General features: G+C 33.3%; 15 protein-coding genes. 13 read left to right on the top strand and 2 right to left on the bottom strand.

Translation table 11 applies throughout. The features are described 5' to 3' along the window. Positions 1 to 3 precede the first annotated feature (3 nt). From CBP76_RS03760 to CBP76_RS03795, 8 genes are all read left to right on the top strand, one after another. A complete protein-coding gene (locus CBP76_RS03760) occupies positions 4 to 660 on the top strand; it encodes a hypothetical protein (protein WP_102195605.1) in 657 nt (218 codons plus the stop codon). An 88-nt stretch (positions 661 to 748) separates the two neighbouring features. Then, positions 749 to 1,852, top strand: a complete 1,104-nt coding sequence (locus tag CBP76_RS03765) for an ABC transporter ATP-binding protein (protein ID WP_102195606.1) — start codon at positions 749 to 751, stop codon at positions 1,850 to 1,852. Between the two features lie 155 nt (positions 1,853 to 2,007). Then, a complete protein-coding gene (locus CBP76_RS03770) occupies positions 2,008 to 3,774 on the top strand; it encodes a glycoside hydrolase family 13 protein (protein WP_102195607.1) in 1,767 nt (588 codons plus the stop codon). A gap of 136 nt (positions 3,775 to 3,910) precedes the next feature. Continuing rightward, a complete protein-coding gene (locus CBP76_RS03775) occupies positions 3,911 to 6,154 on the top strand; it encodes a glycoside hydrolase family 65 protein (RefSeq protein WP_102195608.1) in 2,244 nt (747 codons plus the stop codon). Between the two features lie 63 nt (positions 6,155 to 6,217). Further along, positions 6,218 to 6,904, top strand: a complete 687-nt coding sequence (gene pgmB / locus CBP76_RS03780) for a beta-phosphoglucomutase (protein WP_102195609.1) — start codon at positions 6,218 to 6,220, stop codon at positions 6,902 to 6,904. Positions 6,905 to 6,918: 14 nt separating this feature from the next. Continuing rightward, positions 6,919 to 7,896: an aldose epimerase family protein gene (locus tag CBP76_RS03785; RefSeq protein ID WP_102195610.1), complete on the top strand. Its 978-nt coding sequence runs from the start codon at positions 6,919 to 6,921 to the stop codon at positions 7,894 to 7,896. Between the two features lie 9 nt (positions 7,897 to 7,905). Beyond that, positions 7,906 to 8,289, top strand: coding sequence for a VOC family protein (locus CBP76_RS03790; RefSeq protein ID WP_102195611.1), 384 nt, complete (start codon positions 7,906 to 7,908; stop codon positions 8,287 to 8,289). A 224-nt stretch (positions 8,290 to 8,513) separates the two neighbouring features. Further along, positions 8,514 to 9,425 carry a GH25 family lysozyme gene (locus tag CBP76_RS03795; protein ID WP_102195612.1) on the top strand — a complete coding sequence of 304 codons (912 nt, stop codon included), beginning with the start codon at positions 8,514 to 8,516 and terminating at the stop codon, positions 9,423 to 9,425. A gap of 111 nt (positions 9,426 to 9,536) precedes the next feature. Here CBP76_RS03795 and CBP76_RS03800 read toward each other — a convergent pair whose 3' ends face one another. After that, positions 9,537 to 9,944, bottom strand: a complete 408-nt coding sequence (locus tag CBP76_RS03800) for an iron-sulfur cluster biosynthesis family protein (RefSeq protein ID WP_102195613.1) — start codon at positions 9,942 to 9,944, stop codon at positions 9,537 to 9,539. Positions 9,945 to 10,215: 271 nt separating this feature from the next. On the opposite strand from CBP76_RS03800, the gene CBP76_RS03805 reads away from it, so the two are divergent. Together CBP76_RS03805 and CBP76_RS03810 are read left to right on the top strand one after the other, a co-directional pair. Beyond that, positions 10,216 to 11,457 (top strand): PTS transporter subunit EIIC, encoded by a 1,242-nt coding sequence (locus tag CBP76_RS03805; RefSeq protein WP_102195614.1) that lies wholly within the window; start codon positions 10,216 to 10,218, stop codon positions 11,455 to 11,457. After that, complete coding sequence (locus CBP76_RS03810) at positions 11,438 to 12,319, top strand: alpha/beta hydrolase (protein ID WP_102195615.1); 882 nt, start codon at positions 11,438 to 11,440, stop codon at positions 12,317 to 12,319. Before CBP76_RS03805 ends, CBP76_RS03810 begins: the two co-directional genes overlap by 20 nt. A gap of 52 nt (positions 12,320 to 12,371) precedes the next feature. Here the strand turns inward: CBP76_RS03810 and CBP76_RS03815 are convergent, their stop codons facing one another. After that, positions 12,372 to 13,730: an FAD-dependent oxidoreductase gene (locus tag CBP76_RS03815; RefSeq protein WP_102195616.1), complete on the bottom strand. Its 1,359-nt coding sequence runs from the start codon at positions 13,728 to 13,730 to the stop codon at positions 12,372 to 12,374. Between the two features lie 153 nt (positions 13,731 to 13,883). Here CBP76_RS03815 and CBP76_RS03820 point away from each other — a divergent pair, with 153 nt between their 5' ends. The 3 genes from CBP76_RS03820 to CBP76_RS03830 all read left to right on the top strand — a co-directional run bounded on the left by CBP76_RS03820 (position 13,884) and on the right by CBP76_RS03830 (position 16,016). Further along, the gene (locus CBP76_RS03820; RefSeq protein WP_102195617.1) at positions 13,884 to 14,573 is read left to right on the top strand and encodes an EAL domain-containing protein; all 690 of its coding nucleotides are present in this window, start codon (positions 13,884 to 13,886) and stop codon (positions 14,571 to 14,573) included. A 69-nt stretch (positions 14,574 to 14,642) separates the two neighbouring features. Further along, the gene (locus CBP76_RS03825; protein ID WP_102195618.1) at positions 14,643 to 15,131 is read left to right on the top strand and encodes a VanZ family protein; all 489 of its coding nucleotides are present in this window, start codon (positions 14,643 to 14,645) and stop codon (positions 15,129 to 15,131) included. Positions 15,132 to 15,197: 66 nt separating this feature from the next. Beyond that, complete coding sequence (locus tag CBP76_RS03830) at positions 15,198 to 16,016, top strand: HAD family hydrolase (protein ID WP_102195619.1); 819 nt, start codon at positions 15,198 to 15,200, stop codon at positions 16,014 to 16,016. Positions 16,017 to 16,099 lie beyond the last annotated feature (83 nt).

Here is a 16,099-nt window from a genome sequence, read left to right on the forward strand (position 1 = left end):
ATTGTGATCAATTTAAAATCAAAAAAAGGACAGAGATTAATAGCGAGTGGAAATTGGTTGATGTCATTATTTACGATTAATTTCGCATTCTTCATTATCAATTTTTCGGTGATTTTGACTGCAATAATCTTATTCAATCTGAATTTCTCAAGTATATATAGTGTGTTGTTAGTTATTCTTTGGTTAATGATTTCAGTTTTCACTATTCCTGGATTGGCAGCTAGTTATTCTGCAATTCAAGAATGGCAGATCAATGGTAGTGTGAGCTTTTTCAAATATTTCTTAAAAAAATGGTTTGATTTTCAGAAAAATTATCGTCTCAATTTTGGATTAGGTTTTGTTGCAAGTATCTTCATTTTATTAAATAAGATTACAGTTGGAAATCCTCAGTGGCATATGGCAGTATTGATATTTACATTTGTATATTTCATGGTGCTGGTTGCTACGAGTTTTCAATTGGCAACTGATAATTTTAATAATATCCTGACACTCTTTGTACAAAAACCTTTACCAATTATTATCTCAGTAATAGTATTTTTAATCTTGATATTAATAAATTTCGTTTTGCAGTTGGCTTTTCTGAGTGTTTTATGTAGTGTGTCGCTTGCAACGTATATTTCATATAGATTACTTGGTGGCCAAGTAGCTAAAAAGGATTGACTTTGGGTGTGGTGGACACATCTAGATTGATTAGTAAGATTAAACTTATTAGTTAACTGGAAGTCAAAAAATAAAAGGAGCGTTAAAAATGGTAAAAATAAATTTGGAACACATTTACAAACGCTATCAAGGTAATACTGACTATTCAGTTAGTGATTTCAACCTAGACATTAAAGATGGTGAATTTATTGTCTTCGTTGGACCTTCCGGGTGTGGTAAATCCACCACATTGCGTATGATAGCTGGCTTGGAGGACATCTCAAAAGGTGATTTTAAGATGGATGACAAAGTTATGAACGATGTTTCGCCTAAAGATCGTGATATCGCAATGGTTTTCCAAAACTATGCATTGTATCCACATATGTCAGTCTTTGATAATATGGCTTTTGGATTAAACATTCGTAAAAATGATAAGGAAGATACTAAAAAGCGCGTTGAAAATGCTGCTGAAATTTTGGGATTAACACCTTATCTTGAAAGAAAACCAGCTGCTTTATCCGGTGGTCAAAGACAGCGTGTTGCTTTGGGCCGTGCAATTGTTCGTGATGCCAATTTATTCCTGCTTGATGAGCCATTATCAAACTTGGATGCCAAGTTGAGAGTTCAAATGCGTACTGAAATTGCTCAATTGCACCAACGTTTGGGACGTAACTTTATCTATGTTACTCATGATCAAGTTGAAGCCATGACTATGGCTGATCGAATTGTTATTATGAGTGATGGTAGAATTCAACAAGTTGGTACACCTTCTGAATTGTACAGTAAACCTGCAAATAAGTTTGTTGCCGGATTTATTGGTTCACCTGCAACTAACTTCTTTGATGTTAAACTTGAAGATGGAAAAATTGTTAATGATCAAGGTTTAAATATTGCTGTTCCTGAAGGACAATATAAGATTCTTGAAAAGAAGGGCTATGTTGGTAAAGAACTTACATTTGGTATTCGTCCAGAAGATGTACATGCTGAAGAGGTTGCTATTCAAGCATTTCCTGATGCTATAATTAATGCTAATATTCAAGTTTCTGAATTATTGGGTGCTGAGTCGATCCTCTACTCCCAAGTCGGAGGTACAGACTTTATTGCAAAAGTTGATTCTCGTGATCATCATCAACCTGGTGATAGTGTTGAGATGGCTTTTGAAATGACTAAAGCACATTACTTTGACAAAGATACGGAAGAAACAATTATTTAGTTTAATAAATTAAAAAAGGTAATTAGGGAATTTGCCTGATTACCTTTTCTTTTAAAAAAATTTGTTTTGAGAAGGCTCTGCAAAGGATAACTCACTACATAATGTATTGAAATTATTTTTTGTGGAGTTTTTCCCTTAATTAAGGACGGTATTTTATGAATATAGCAGCTATTTATCATAGACCTGAAAGTGAATATGCTTTTTTATATAAATCTAATTTGTTGCATTTACGTTTGAGAACAGCTCATAAAGATGTGGAAAAAGTTAGTGTTATTCATGGTGATACCTATACGATCGATAAGGAAAAATGGCAAGAAAATTCAATTGATATGAAATTGACTCTAAAAACTGAATTATATGATTATTGGGAGATAGAAATAAGTGAACCATTTAAACGAGCCGCATATATTTTTCATATTATAGGTTTTGATAAAACAGAATTATTGTATGGAGATCAAGGATATGTTGAGTTTAGTCAAGAGGCCTTGAATCAAGACAATAATTATTTCAAGTTACCTTATTTTCATGAAGTTGATCGTTTTAAGGCACCAAAGTGGGTTAAGAATACGGTCTGGTATCAAATTTTTCCAGAGCGTTTTGCTAATGGAGATTCAACCAATGATCCTGAAAATACCTTACCTTGGGGTTCAAAAGATCCTAGTCCTCAAGACTTCTTTGGTGGAGACTTGAAGGGAGTATTAGATCATTTAGATCACTTAGTTGATCTAGGCATTAATGGAATTTATTTCTGTCCAATATTTAAGGCTTCTTCAAATCATAAATACGATACAATTGATTATTTTGAAATTGATCCTAGTTTTGGTGATAAGACTCTGTTCAAAAAATTAGTAAATGAATGCCACAAACGTGGAATAAAAATCATGTTAGATGCTGTATTCAATCATATTGGAGACGACTCTCCACAATGGCAAGATGTAATTCAAAATGAAGATCAGTCTGAATATGCAGATTGGTTTCATATAAATAAATTTCCAGTTACTTACACTCCAGGAAAGAACTTTGAAGATGCAACGAATATAACGTATGACGTGTTTGACACAACTCCTCATATGCCCAAATTAAATACTGCTAATCCAGAAGTAAAAGATTATCTTTTAAAAGTAATTAAATATTGGATTGAAGAATTTGATATTGATGCTTGGAGGTTTGATGTAGCCAATGAGATAGATCACGAGTTTTGGAGGGACGTTCGTAGAACTTGTGACGCAACCAAAAAAGACTTCTATCTTTTAGGGGAGATTTGGCATTCCTCTCAAAGTTGGTTGAATGGGGATCAATTCAGTGCCGTCATGAATTATGCATATACAGATTCCATTAAAGAATATTTCATCAAAAACTCTTTAACAACTTCACAATTCATGTCGAATCTTAATAATCAATTGATGCTTTATCGCAAGCAAACTAATCAAGTTCAATTCAATATTTTAGATTCTCATGATACAGCGCGTATTTTGACAGTTGCTAATAATGATAAGGATTTGGAAAAAGAAGTTCTAGCCTTCACTTATTTACAACCAGGTGTTCCTTGTATTTATTATGGAGATGAATACGGTATGACTGGTGGAGATGATCCGGGGTGTCGTAAGTGTATGATCTGGGATAAAGATCAACAAGATACGGATTTATATAACTTCTTTAAACAGTTAGTTGATTTCAGAAAAAAGAACAGCGTTGTTTTTTCTGAAGGCAATATGAATTGGGATAATCATCAGCCAGGTGTTTTGATTCTCAGTCGTAAAATAAATGATCATTCAATAACCGGTATTTTTAATATAGGTGATCAGAGTAGAAATGTATCTATTAATGGAGATGTTTTGCTTAAAAACTTATCTATAAACAATAGTCATAATGTAGATTTATCTCCTAAGGGATTCATTATTTATCAGTCAAAGAAAGACTAGAAAGTTGTTATCGGTAACATTGTGAAAACGATTGCAACAAATATTATGCTGAATAATAATAAGAATTGTGGTAAGAAAATCTTTTTGAAGAATTGAAAAATAATATTTTTTTATGTTTGTAGGAGGAATATTTTAGATGCAAAGAATATTTGATGTGGCACCTTGGAATATCGTTACGCATAAGTTAGACAAAGAAAATAAACGGCTTCAAGAAAGTTTAACTAGCTTGGGCAATGGTTATATGGGGATGCGAGGTAACTTTGAAGAAGATTATACAGGTGATAGTCTTTCTGGAATTTATCTAGCCGGAATTTGGTATCCAGATAAGACTCGTGTTGGCTGGTGGAAGAATGGTTATCCTAAGTATTTTGGTAAAGTAATCAACGCGGTTAATTTCATTAAAATGAATTTTCTGATTAATGGATCAAAGCTAGATTTGAATAAGGATACAATCAGTGATTTTACACTTGATTTGAATATGAAAAATGCTACTTTGACACGTTCCTTTATTGTCACTAAAGGAGAATCTAAAATTAAGTTCAACTTTGTTAGATTTCTAAGTGTGGCCCAAAAGGAACTATCAGTTCAGAAAGTAAGTTTTGAAAATGTTTCAGATAAGATAGTTGATATCAAGGTTATTTCTAGTCTTGATGCGGATGTTAAGAATGAAGATGCTAACTATGACGAAAGGTTCTGGCAAGTTCTTGATATCGATAACGAACAATTGATTGCTGAAACTAAACCTAATGATTTTGGTACTCCAAGATTTACTTCAGGTATGCAAGTAAGTTATGTAACCGATATGAAGGAAATTGATCAAAAAGTAACTGATTTAGAAACAAGTAAGACATTTGAAACTTCTTTACAGCCGAATGTAAGCGCTGTGATTGAAAAAAGAGTATTAGTTGTAACATCACGTGATTATGAAAATGTTGATGATCTAAAAGATGCATTGGAAGGTATGATCGCAAAAGTTAGCCAAACAAGTTATGACGACTTATTATCAGCTCATACAAATGTTTGGGAGCAACGTTGGAATCAATCAGATATTAAAATTGATGGCGATACAGATGCTCAACAAGGTATGCGTTTTAATCTCTTTGGATTATTCACAACTTATTCAGGTGAAGATTCACGTTTGAATATTGGTCCAAAAGGTTTCACTGGTGAAAAGTATGGTGGAGCAACATATTGGGATACTGAAGCATTTTGTATTCCAGTATACTTAGGGGTTTCTAAACCTGAGGTTTCAAGGAATCTTTTGATGTATCGTTACAATCAATTAAAGGGTGCTTATGTCAATGCTCAACAACAAGGCTTGAAGGGTGCTTTGTATCCAATGGTTACCTTTAATGGTATTGAATGTCATAATGAGTGGGAAATTACTTTTGAAGAAATTCATCGTAATGGTGATATTGCCTTTGCAATTTATAATTACACTCGTTATACAGGCGATAAATCATTTGTTCTTCACGAGGGTAGTAAGATCTTGACAGAAATGTCACGTTTCTGGGCAGATAGAGTTCACTTTAGTAAGCGTAATAATAAGTATATGATTCATGGCGTTACGGGTCCTGATGAATATGAAAATAATGTAGATAATAACTGGTACACTAACTTCTTAGCTAAATGGACTCTGAAGTATACGTTACAGATACTAGATGAGGTATCAGATGGACAACTTGCTAAGTTGGATATTTCTATGGAAGAAAGAAAACAATGGCAAGATATTGTTGACAAGATGTATCTACCTTATGATGAGAATTTAGGGATTTTTGTTCAACACGATGGTTTTCTGGATAAGGACATTGAACCTGTCAGTGCTATTCCAAAGGATCAATTACCAATTAATCAACATTGGTCATGGGATAAAATCTTACGTTCGCCATATATTAAACAAGGTGATGTTTTACAAGGGATTTGGGATTTTATTGATGATTTTACTGAACGTGAAAAGAAACGTAATTTTGATTTCTATGAACCATTAACAGTTCACGAATCAAGTTTGTCTCCAGCAATTCATTCAGTTCTTGCTGCTGATCTTCACTATGAAGAGAAAGCGGTTGCATTATATGAAAGAACCGCTAGACTGGACTTAGACAATTATAATAACGATACTGCAGATGGTTTACATATAACGTCAATGACTGGTGGTTGGCTTGCAATGGTTCAAGGATTCGCGGGTATGCGGGTTCACGATGATGGGACTTTAAGTTATAAGCCATTCCTACCTAAGAAGTGGAACAGTTATTCCTTCAGACAAGTGTTTAAAGGCCGTGTGATTGAGGTTGATGTTGAAAAGGATGGTCCACATTTTAAATTGATTTCTGGAGATCCAGTAGAAATCAAAGTCTATGACAAAGTACGTACGCTTAAATAATGTAAATTGAAAGTGTCTGAATAATTGTTCAGGCACTTTTTTATAAAAGGAGAGTTAATATAAATGGTAGAATTTGAACAAATTAAGGGTTTTTTATTTGATCTGGATGGAGTGATTGCCAATACTTCAACGTATCATGGTATAGCTTGGCACCAATTGGCAGATGAGTTGGGTGTAAAATGGACTGATGATCTTGGTAATCAACTTAAAGGTGTTGGCCGTATGGATTCATTAAATCTAATTTTAAAATATGGTCATAAAGAAAACGCATACACTGAAGAACAAAAAGAATATTACGCTAATAAAAAAAATGAGAATTATATCCATTTGCTAGATTCATTGGATAAATCTCAGATTTTACCAGGTATGGAGGAATTTATTAAGAATATTTCAGACCATGGATATTTGATCTCTTTGGCCTCATCTTCTAAAAATTCTCCATACGTTCTAGAGAAATTAGATTTAGCTAAATATTTCGATCAACGTGTAGATCCAGCGACGTTAACTCATGGGAAACCAGATCCTGAAATTTATACTCGTGCAGCTGAAGTATTGAATCTTAAACCTGAAGAGTGTATTGGACTTGAAGATGCAGTTGCGGGAATAAAATCTATCAATGGTTCAGGTGCAATTTCATTAGGTATCGGCGATCCTAGGATTTTAAGTGAAGCTGATATTAATTTTGAAGATACGTCACAAGTAACTTTAGAGAACATTAAAAAGGCTTTGAATTTAAGCTATCTCGGATAAAGGTGGGTAATATCATGTCAGTTGAGAGAAAAGTTTTTGGAAAGATTGGTACTCAACCGGTTTATTTATATAAAATTACAAACAAAAATCAAATGAGTATTAGTCTTTTAAGCTATGCTGCAACATGGCAAGACTTTGAAGTTGTAGAAGACGGTCAGAAACATTCTTTAATTGAGCACTTTGATAATATTGATGATTACATCAATACACCATATCAAAATGGGAAGACCATTGGCCGTGTTGCAGGGCGGATCAAGGATGCAAGGTTCAGTATTGACAATGTTGAATATAAAATGAAACCTAATGATGGAAATAATTTGTTGCATGGTGGGAATAATGGTTTGCAATATCAGAATTTTGATAGTGAAAGTTTTGATAATTCAGTTATATTTAGCCATACAGTGAATGGAGAAGATGGTTTTCCTGGAATATTAAAGGTTAAGATAAAGTACACTCTTAATGATGATAATGAAGTGACAATTACTTATACTGCTGAAACTGATCATGATACATTATTTAATCCTACTTGCCACGTTTATTTCGATGTTGACGATGAGAATATTAAACAACAACAGTTACAAATTAATGCTAAAAAATTTTTGGATGTTGATGATGAAAAAATTCCAACGGGTAAGCTACTTTCCACTATTAATGCTTATGATTTCAAAAACTTTAAAAAGATTGGTCAAGGGTTGAAACAATTAAAGCCTTTGAATAAAGTGGAATATGATGATACCTTTGTGGTAGCTAATAAAGCTGCAACTATTAAATCTGAACATCGAGCTATTGATTTGTATACTGATCGAAATGGAATGGTTATTTTTACTGCTAATACTAAAGATAAGGCTAGTGGAAATAATTACAGCTCATTGGCTATGGAATTACAATATTTGCCAGATGCAATTAATCACAATGATTTCGGAAATATCGTTTTAAAAGCTGGTCAAAAGGTTAGTTATACTAACAAATATAAATATCGTAAATTAGATTAGAGGGATTTTATGAGGATTGAACACGTTGGTCTTTTTGTGAGGGATTTGGAAAAAACGGTTGAGTTTTATGAAACTTTTTTTGAAGCAAAAGCTTCAGAGAAGTATCATAATCCAGTAACAACATTTTCATCACGATTTTTAACATTTCCTGATGGGGCTAGACTTGAAGTTGGTACTAGGGATGATTTAAATAAGCATCATGAAGACGGTTATCCATTAGGGTACATGCACATTGCCATGTCCCTAGGTTCTAAAGAAAGGGTCAATGAATTAACTAAAAGAATTTCTGATGCTGGTTTTAAGCATCTAAGTGGGCCTCGTGTCACAGGAGATGGCTATTATGAAAGTGTTATTTGTGATCCTGAAGGAAATCAAATTGAATTAACGATTTAAAATAAAGATTCCTAATTGATGGTTTTAGATCATCAGTTAGGAATCTTTTTACTTTTAAAGTATTTATTATTTATCAAATAATAGATTGAATTTGTTTACTTTTCTGTTACGTTTCTATTACTTAGATTATCTTTTTTAGACATATGTGTAACTTTTTACAATTATAAAAAAAGCTGAACTATACTTTCTTATGTTGCTGAAGCAACAAAAGGGAGAGGAATTCTATGGTTTTGAAGAAAAGGTTTATTGCACTTGTTTCTATGACAATGGCTTTGGTAATATTGTTTTTCTGTGCAACAAATGTTGAGGCGGCTAGAATGGATATGGTAGATGTATCAAATAACAATGGGGAAATGACCATTTCCAATTTCCAAGATATGCATAATAACTACGGTGTAAAAGCGATGGTTACTAAAATTAGTGAAGGAGCTTCATATAAAGACGCTGACGCTGCGATAGCAATTAAAAACGCTCAGTCTGCCGGGTTATATGTTAACGGATATCATTATGCTAGATATAACTCAGTTGCGGGAGCTACTGCGGAAGCTGATTTTGCGGCAAAAATGGCTCAAGAAGATGGATTGCCAAGTGGTGCGGTTTTGGCTGTTGATGTTGAAAGCTCTGAACAAAGCCATCTTTCAGAATCGCAAAACGATGCTGATAATTCCGCCTTTATGACTGAGGTTGCTAAGTATGGTTATCGATCAACCATTTATACAATGGGTTCATGGGTTGGAACCGTAATGAATGTTGATCAGGGGTGGATTGCCTCATATCCATATAATGCTACTGATCTAACAGAATATTCAACACATCATGGTTGGCAATGGTCAGATACTTATACATTTAATGGTAGTTATGGCTATTTTGATGTTTCTCAACTTTATGATAACTATTTCACGAGCTATCAAACGCCAGATTTACCACCAAAAGGTGTCATTACTGTTAACAATAATTCTGGTGTTTATGTTCCTCTAATGGCTTTGCAAAGTGATGGGAGCATGTCTCCTGTGACAAATAGAGGCTTGTCTAACAATACACCATGGGCAACAGATCAAACTAGAGTTGTTAATGGCATAACATATTATCGAGTTGCAACTAATGAATGGGTTGCTAGTCAATACGTGATTGGGTAAAAAATTTGGGGGATAATCTTTGTTATAAAAATGACAGCTCATCAACTATTTGAATAGTTAATGAGCTGTCATTTTTATTTTTAAATCAAATATTTTTTATATTGCTATTTATTAACAAATTTGATCGCCAAGAGTCTCCATCTTCTTACGGCGTTCATCAGCAGTCTCAGGTTTAACATTTCTCCAATCAACAACTGATAATGCACCGTCAAGAATACCACTGTTATCCTTTAAAGCTAAAGCGTTGTGCCAAAGTGAAATATTCAATCCATTACTTAATAAGTCTTCATCAGAAGGAGAGGTACTCATTTCATAACCAGCGTTATTCTCCAAAGGAACAGTGTAGTCAGGATCAGCGTCTTTAAGGACGACTAATTGAAATTTATCACCGATGGCACAACTACCACCTAAGCTAGAATATTTATTTGAACCATCGTCAGTAGTTAGAATCATTCTAACACCAGCAGGGATTTTGTTTGCTAAGTATGTTTGTGCTTCTGGTTTAATATCTATTTTCATTATGAACATCCTTTCAATTTCAAAAATAAGATTGATTGTACAAAATTTATTTGTATAAAACCTTTATTACAATTATTAATTTACATCATTAATCTCTATGTTGCAAGAGGTTTGCTTACTAAATTAAACTTTAAATATTGATAATCATTAAATTTGAATTTAGCAATAAAACTCATACATTTAATGGTATTTAAAATCATTTATAACTGTATTTTTTTTACAAAAAAGTGGTTTAATTAATTTGAATCAATGATTAAGGGGAGAATTGAATTTGGATCGTTTACTAAGAATTACTACAAAAGTATACAGTAGCAAAATTATGCGAATTATTCAGGATACATTGAAGATGATGTTTCCTATTATGTTATTAGGTAGTTTTGCTGAGGTAATTAAGATTTGTTTTTTAACGCCGACTGGATTTATGGCATCCATTTTCAAAATTACTGATTGGCTACCATATTATCGTGGTATAGCTTGGGTGATGGTGGTTACTTTCCACTGTACAATTGATATGATGGCATTATATGGTGCCTTTGGGATGGCTCATTTTACTGCCAAAATGTATGGTGAAAAGACATCAATCGCGGGTGCAGTCGGGTTAATGGCCTTTTTGATTATATCTTTTCAACCAACGGATACAGGTATACCTAATTTCAATTCAAGATTGATGTCCCAAGGAATGTTATTTTCATTATTTGTTGGTTACTTTTGCGGACGCGTCACAGCTGCTTTAGTAAATCCTAAAAAAGATGAGCTTTTTCAAATGATTAAGCCAGTCTCAGTAGTTATTGTATTTTCTGCAATTACCAATGTGTTATTAGGATTCATGGGGAAATTAGATGCGCCAACTTATGTTGCTAGTTTTGTAACGCAACATACTCAATCCAATGCTCTTTTGTATGTTTTGGGAATGGGAGTATTGACTAATTTCTTATCTTGGATTGCTTTTGGTGGACCTTTTGTAAACAGTCCAACTTTTAATGATGCACCTTCTTTGGCCAATCTGAATGCAGCTCTTAAGGCAGGATCATCTTGGAATGTTCCGTTTAAGTTTACTGATACAACTCTATATCATAGTTTTGCTGATTTTGGAGGTACTGGTGTCATTTTGGCTTTAATTATTGCCATATTAATTTTTTCTAAGAAACAAAATAATCGCTCAGTATCAAAGTGGAGTATTTTTCCAGCTATTTTTAATAGTCATTATTCGATGATGTTAGGTATACCAATACTTTTTAATCCTATTTTTCTAATACCGTTCATCTTTGCACCATTAATTAATATGTCTATAGCAGCGCTACTTTTATCAATTCGATGGATTCCAGCTGCAGCATATCCTGTACCGTCAGGAACTCCGGGTCCATTGATTGCCTTTATTGGAACAAATGGTAATTGGTTAGCCTTGATTCTGGGTATCATTTTGATTGCTTTGGACGTAATGATATACATGCCGTTTGTTAAGTTAGCAGATAGAACTAGTGAAGAGGCAGGCAATGAAGATGAAGAAATTTAAAAAATGGATTTGGACAATTATTGGAGTAGTCTTATCATTTGTATTGATTTTTATGTCACTTGCTTGGTCTAGAGAGAATGTTTCAGACTTAATGAAGTGGCATAATTCTAAAATGTCACCGGTCATTATGATTCCTGGAAGTTCTGCTACAGTTAATAGATTCGATAGTTTAGTTAAGAAACTAAATAATGGTAAGAAAAATCCTCATAGTTTGTTAAAGGTTAAAGTTACAAATGATGATAAATTACACTTTACGGGTCAGATTCGTCAGGGTGATAATGAACCAATAATCGTAGTTGGTTTCGAAAATAATCATGATGGCTATAGTAATATTAAACAACAGGCCAGACGTTTTAATATTGCTTTCAAAGCGTTATCAAATGAATATAAATTTAATAATTTTAAAGCGATTGGACATTCTAATGGTGGATTGATTTATACAGCCTTTTTAGAGAAATATTATTCTCAGTATTCTTCTCGAATTGAAATAAAAAAGTTAATGACTATCGGATCACCTTATAATTTCAATGAAAAGTCTGTTCATCATAAAACTCAGATGTTGTCGGACTTTATCGATGATCGTAAGAAACTGCCAAGTAATTTGGATGTTTATGTTGTTGCTGGTACAGAAACTTATAATTCCGACGGATTAGTTCCTTTAGGTAGTGTTATGGCTGGAAAATATATTTATCAAGGACGGGTAAAGCATTATACGACGGTTTCGGTTTCGGGCTCGGATGCCCAGCATTCTGACTTACCACAGAATAATCAGATAATTGATTTAATTAATCGATATATTTTGGATAGTGAACAACAGAATATGAGAAATAATCGTAATACACCTAATTTAAATAGAAAGTAAAAAGAGAGCTGGCAATCAGAATTGATTGCTGGCTCTCTTTGTTAAACAGTATTTATTTTTGATTTTGATAATCAAATTCTTTATCAACTGCGGCCTGGGCAACTAAGTTTAGATAATTAAATGGTTCATCAAAATTTGGAGAGAATAACATATCAACATATGCCATCTCATCAATAGTATTTTTATTTTGAATAAGAACAGACACGGTGTTAGCTGATTGAGCAACTTCATAAGAACTCATTAATTGAATGCCTAAAACACGACGACTCTTACGATCATAGATTAACTCAATATTAATTTTTTCATTAGTGGGCATAAAATCTGGTCGGTAATTGCCTTGATAGTAGACATGATGAGCATCAAAATTGGCTTTTTTAGCTGCGGAATAGGTTAATCCTGAACAAGCTATAGTCTTTCCAAAAATAAGCATGCCAGCGGTGGCCTGTGTTCCCATAGATTTTAGTCTGTGTTGGAAAAGATTCATTCCGGCAAGTGTTCCTTGACGAATAGCATGTGAAGCCAAAGGAATATATTGAGATTTTGACATGAGATTATGATGAACTTCAGTTACATCACCGGCAGCGAAGATATCAGGATCAGATGTCTCCATATAAGAGTTAGTAATAATAGCGCCATTATCGGATAATTTAACCTGTCCCTTTAACAAGTCCGATTGAGGTAATACACCTGGACAAATGGCAACCATGTCAAACTGGTATTTATTATCAGAAGTAGTTACTTCTATTCTATTGTCTGAAGTATCTTCAAAACGAGTTACTTTTGAATCGGTAATTACATTAACTCCATTTGATCTTAGTAACTTTCCAATTTGTTGGGACATATTTTCATCCATATATTCATTAAGAAGCCTTGAATTTTTTTGAAACAAAGTTACTTCATGACCTGATTTAATAAATCCTTCGGCTAATTCGACGCCTGCATACCCACCACCTAAAATGGCAATTTGTTTGCAATCTTGAGCGGATTTATACAATCTGTCAGCTTGAGCATAGGTTTTGCATAACATTACTTTGGGATTTTCAATTCCAGGAATAACAGGAATTGTTGTTCTTGAACCAGTTGCGATAATTAATTTATCATAATGGTCGTTTAATAATTCTTTTGTTTGAAGGTTTTGGACAAAGATTGTGTGATCTTTAGCATTTACTTCAATTACATCGTATTGCATTCGCATGTTGACACCCTGATCAATAAACTCAGTTGGATCAGTTGAAAGGGTGTCTTTTAGGTCTTTAACGGTACCACCGATATGTAGGTAAGTAGCACAGGATAAATATGATATATCAGCGTGTCGTTCATATACTGTAATGTCAGCTTCGGGATAATATTTTAAACATTGTCTCATGGCCGAGATACCAGCATGTGTACATCCAATGATGATTACTTTCATTAATTTATCACGACTTTTCTATATAAAAGATAAATATTTTTTGTATTTATCGCTAATTTTCTAATTAGAGTATACTGAGAGTATATACCAATTTTTATTAAATTTGTAATAGATTGGGACTTTAATTTGACTTAATTATTGAGGATAAGAATATTGAAAACAGTTTATAGATATTTTGTACAACCACAGATGGATATTAGAACTCATGCAATATTTGGATACGAACTTTTGATGAAAAAATTGACCCCAGAAGGTTGGCGTTTACCAGAATCTTTTGCGGCAATTGATTTACATACGGTTTCGGATTTGTTAATAAAAACTACCAAGATATTAGGGACGAAAGTTGAGTACTGTTCTGTAAATGTTAGTAGAGAGCAATTGATGGACACAGAAATGACTCAAGCTCTTATTAAAAGCCAGTTGCAAATCTATCCAACTAAGTTAGTAGTGGAATTAACTGAGGAAGAGGGACCCCGTAATTATTTGGATATTACCTTAATACCACATCTACGAAATTTTATGGAACATGGTATGCAAATATCTTTAGATGACGTGGGGACTGGGGATAATGATTTTAACAACATACGTGACTTTTTGCCACTGGCCTCGGAAATGAAATTTGCATTACAAAATTTTAGGAGTCTTAAAGATCATCATATTCATGAAAAATTACTTGGTTGGCAAGAGATTAGTCAAAAATATGGTTTACGTTTAATTTTAGAGGGCGTAGAAGATAAAAAAGACGAAGAAATGATTAATAAATTAGGCATAAATTTAAGACAAGGCTATTACTATGGCAAACCAGAGTTATTAAAATTACCAGGTGATCCTTCAAATATGTAGATATATATTTTTCTAAGTGATTGTGATAATATGATGGCTCATCATATATTAATTGAAAGAAGAAAATTTATGCGCTGGTTACCTTTGATTATAATTCTTGTTTTGATTGCAGGTGGTGGGTTGTTAGCCGCTAATAATATTAAGGAACCAGACAAACGTCGTTGGACCTTAGTAAGTCTAGCCTATATGGCAGGCCTAGGTGTAATATTGTTTACACCTATTTCTTTTAATGGATTGTCAGTTTATGTTATGCCAGCGGGAGTTGGACGAGTGAATTATACTCGGTTATATTTACATGGGGCTGGTTTTATTGAGAATATAATTTTAACAATGCCTTTGGGTTTTATGATTAAAAAAATTTTTCATCAAATACCAATCAGCATAGTAGGATTATTGGGCTTGGTAATCGGTGGAGGAATTGAATTAGCTCAGTATTATATGTCTCAATATTGGCTGATCAATCGAAGTAGTGATATTAATGATATCATTGCTAATGCGTTGGGTATTTTGGTTGGTGGAATACTAGTGGTTATTTACAAAACAATAAAAGAAAATTAACGTAATCGTTTTCAAAAAAACTGCTACAATGGTATATATAATCAATATATACGTGAGGAAATAGTGATGCCAAAATATTTAGTTTTTATGGATTTAGATGGAACTCTTTTAAATAGTGATCACAAGAGTGTTTCGGCTCGAACTAAGGCAACGATTGAACAATTGCAAAGTCAAGATGTGATGTTTTATATTTCCACGGGAAGAATGTATGAGTTAGCAAAAATCACTCGTAATTTACTAAATCCTGATGTTAATTTAATTACGTCGAATGGTGCTGTTTTTGATGGTTCTAAAGGGCGAGAGGTTATAAAAATGGGTAATGAGGCTGTTGAGTTGGCTTATTCAATTTCTCATCGAAATAAAATGCCAATGATGCTATTTACTCCAGAAGCTGCCTATTTTACTGAGAAGATTCCTCATTTTATTGCCCAAAACGCGGGCAATTTCGATGAATCTTTTGGTTATCGAGAAATTAATAGTTTGAGTGAATTGAAAGAGGTCGAAAATAAGATTACCAACGGTGTCTTACTTAGTCGTGGGGATGATGTTGAACTAGAAAAAGCCAAACAAGAATTGATCGCTAGTGATCTGCTAGAAGTATCATCGTCTGGTCTTGACAACATTGAAATGATTCCCTTGAAAACTGACAAGGGAACAGCCGTAAGAATTATTCAACAAGAACGTCATATTGATGCTTGTCATACTTTTGTTTTTGGTGATGGGATGAATGATGTAGGTATGATGAAAGAAGCAAATATGTCAGTAGCAATGGGAAATGCTTTACGAGAAGTAAAACAAACGGCCAATTATGTAACTGATACTAATGCTAATGATGGATTAGCGGTTTTCTTGGAAGATTATTTCCAAAATCATCCTTTAAAATAAGAATTTTAAATTAAAACTTACTTTCTACTATAATATAGGAAGCAAGTTTTTTTAATTATTATAAATATTTCTTGCAAGGCTCT

Source organism: Companilactobacillus nuruki, from assembly GCF_002872255.1.
Taxonomy (GTDB): Bacteria; Bacillota; Bacilli; order Lactobacillales; family Lactobacillaceae; genus Companilactobacillus; species Companilactobacillus nuruki.

Excerpts from the sequence above, each read along its gene's own strand:
- CBP76_RS03765 (WP_102195606.1), top strand. The coding sequence starts at position 749 with ATGGTAAAAATAAATTTGGAACACATTTACAAACGCTATCAAGGTAAT.
- CBP76_RS03770 (WP_102195607.1), top strand. The coding sequence starts at position 2,008 with ATGAATATAGCAGCTATTTATCATAGACCTGAAAGTGAATATGCTTTT.
- CBP76_RS03775 (WP_102195608.1), top strand. The coding sequence starts at position 3,911 with ATGCAAAGAATATTTGATGTGGCACCTTGGAATATCGTTACGCATAAG.
- pgmB (WP_102195609.1), top strand. The coding sequence starts at position 6,218 with ATGGTAGAATTTGAACAAATTAAGGGTTTTTTATTTGATCTGGATGGA.
- CBP76_RS03785 (WP_102195610.1), top strand. The coding sequence starts at position 6,919 with ATGTCAGTTGAGAGAAAAGTTTTTGGAAAGATTGGTACTCAACCGGTT.
- CBP76_RS03790 (WP_102195611.1), top strand. The coding sequence starts at position 7,906 with ATGAGGATTGAACACGTTGGTCTTTTTGTGAGGGATTTGGAAAAAACG.
- CBP76_RS03795 (WP_102195612.1), top strand. The coding sequence starts at position 8,514 with ATGGTTTTGAAGAAAAGGTTTATTGCACTTGTTTCTATGACAATGGCT.
- CBP76_RS03800 (WP_102195613.1), bottom strand. The coding sequence starts at position 9,944 with ATGAAAATAGATATTAAACCAGAAGCACAAACATACTTAGCAAACAAA.
- CBP76_RS03810 (WP_102195615.1), top strand. The coding sequence starts at position 11,438 with ATGAAGATGAAGAAATTTAAAAAATGGATTTGGACAATTATTGGAGTA.
- CBP76_RS03815 (WP_102195616.1), bottom strand. The coding sequence starts at position 13,730 with ATGAAAGTAATCATCATTGGATGTACACATGCTGGTATCTCGGCCATG.
- CBP76_RS03825 (WP_102195618.1), top strand. The coding sequence starts at position 14,643 with ATGCGCTGGTTACCTTTGATTATAATTCTTGTTTTGATTGCAGGTGGT.
- CBP76_RS03830 (WP_102195619.1), top strand. The coding sequence starts at position 15,198 with ATGCCAAAATATTTAGTTTTTATGGATTTAGATGGAACTCTTTTAAAT.